2 protein-coding genes are annotated in these 1,734 nt (G+C 67.9%); both read right to left on the reverse strand.

All coding sequences use genetic code 11. The features are described 5' to 3' along the window. Positions 1-45: 45 nt before the first annotated feature. A complete protein-coding gene (locus tag B2W55_RS20905) occupies positions 46-861 on the reverse strand; it encodes an ABC transporter permease (RefSeq protein ID WP_024582709.1) in 816 nt (271 codons plus the stop codon). Then, complete coding sequence (locus B2W55_RS20910; protein ID WP_024582708.1) at positions 854-1,627, reverse strand: ABC transporter ATP-binding protein; 774 nt, start codon at positions 1,625-1,627, stop codon at positions 854-856. Before B2W55_RS20910 ends, B2W55_RS20905 begins: the two co-directional genes overlap by 8 nt. Between the last annotated feature and the right edge of the window lie 107 nt (positions 1,628-1,734).

Genomic DNA, 1,734 nt, shown 5'->3' on the forward strand with positions numbered 1-1,734 from the left:
GGCCTTCGCCGGGACGACGCCTGTGCTGGGGCCGACAGCGTGCCTTCACCGCCAGTGCAGCAGCCGCGTCTCCAGCAGATTGATCAGCTTGCCGACCGCGAGCCCGAACAGCGACAGGATCACGACGCCGGCAAGCAACTGATCGGTCTGCATCAGATTGCCGGCCTGCAACACGAAGGCGCCGATGCCGTATTGCGCGCCGATCATTTCAGCGCTGACCACCAGCAACAGCGCAACCGATGCGGTGATGCGGAAGCCGGAGAGGATCGAGGGCAGCGCGCCCGGCCAGATCACGCGGCGCACGATGGCATGGAACGGCACGTTGAAGCTCTGTGCCATCCGGATCAGGTTGCGCGGCACCGCGTCGACGCCGCTATAGACCGAGATCGCGGTCGAGAAGAACACGCCAAGCGCAATGGTGGCGATCTTCGGCTCCTCGCCGATCCCGAGCCACAGGATCAGGAGCGGCAGCAGCGCGATCTTCGGGATCGGGAACAGCGCCGAGATGAAGGTGATGCCGACGCCGCGCGCCATCGTCGACAGCCCGATCGCGAAGCCGACGATGACCCCGGCAACCGTGCCGATGATCCAGCCGGTGCCGATCCGCATGATCGACCACGACAAATGCTGCCACAGCGCGCCCGACGTCGCGAGCTTGGTGATCGCGACCGCGATCGCCGAGGGTGCCGGCAGGAACAGCGGATTGACCCAGCCCGCGCTGCCGGCGATCTGCCACACCGCGATGACCAGCGCGAGCGCGATCCAGCCGGCGTAGCGGCTGCCGCCTGATGTGAAGCCGGCGCCGCGAAACGCGACCGGCCGCGTCGCTTCTTTCGCTTCCTGCGGCGCGCGGTCAAGCATGCTGGACCTCGCGCTCGGCATCGATCGCCTCTTTCCGGATCAGCGACCACAATTCGCCCTGCAATGCCGCCATCCGGCCGCGCGCATCCACCGTGCCGCGCTCGGCGCGCGTCATCGGAATGCTCACGATCTCCCGGATGCGGCCGGGACGGCGCGACAGCACGACGATGCGATCGGCGAGCCGCACCGCTTCGTCGAGATTATGCGTGACATAGACCGCGCCCATCGCCCCGTCGGCCAGCAGGCGCACGAAATCCTCCATCAGCAGCTCGCGGGTCTGCGAATCCAGCGCCGACAGCGGCTCGTCCATCAGCAGGATCGCCGGACGCACCGCGAGCGCCCGCGCGATGCCGACACGCTGCCGCATGCCGCCGGACAGTTGTTTCGGATAGGCGGCGCGGAAATCCGTTAAACCCGTGCGGCGCAACGCGTCGTCGATCACGGTGCGGCGCTCGCCGGCGCTCAGGGGCGTGTGCAGCAGCGGAAACGCGACATTCTCCTCGACCGTATTCCACGGCAGCAGGGCAAAATCCTGGAATACGAAGGTCAGCGGATTGAGGCTGCCGGCCGGCGCCGCGCCGCGCAGCTCGGCGGCGCCCTTGCTCGGCCGCAGCAGGCCGCCGAGGATCGACAGCAGCGTGCTCTTGCCGCAGCCGGACGGACCGACGATCGCGACGATCTCGCCGGCGGCGACCTGGAAGGAGACATCGTCGAGCACGTCGAGCGCGCCGAAACGATGGCTGATACGGTCGGCGATCAGGTCCATGTGATCGCGCCTTCCGCTGTCGATCCGTCATCCTGAGGAGCGCGAAGCGCGTCTCGAAGAATGCACGGCCCGGATGCAGGTGGGCCGTCGACCCTTCGAGACGCCGC

The organism is Bradyrhizobium sp. UBA2491 (genome assembly GCF_002341725.1).
In the GTDB taxonomy this organism is placed as follows: Bacteria; Pseudomonadota; Alphaproteobacteria; order Rhizobiales; family Xanthobacteraceae; genus Bradyrhizobium.

Excerpts from the sequence above, each read along its gene's own strand:
- B2W55_RS20905 (WP_024582709.1), bottom strand. The coding sequence starts at position 861 with ATGCTTGACCGCGCGCCGCAGGAAGCGAAAGAAGCGACGCGGCCGGTC.
- B2W55_RS20910 (WP_024582708.1), bottom strand. The coding sequence starts at position 1,627 with ATGGACCTGATCGCCGACCGTATCAGCCATCGTTTCGGCGCGCTCGAC.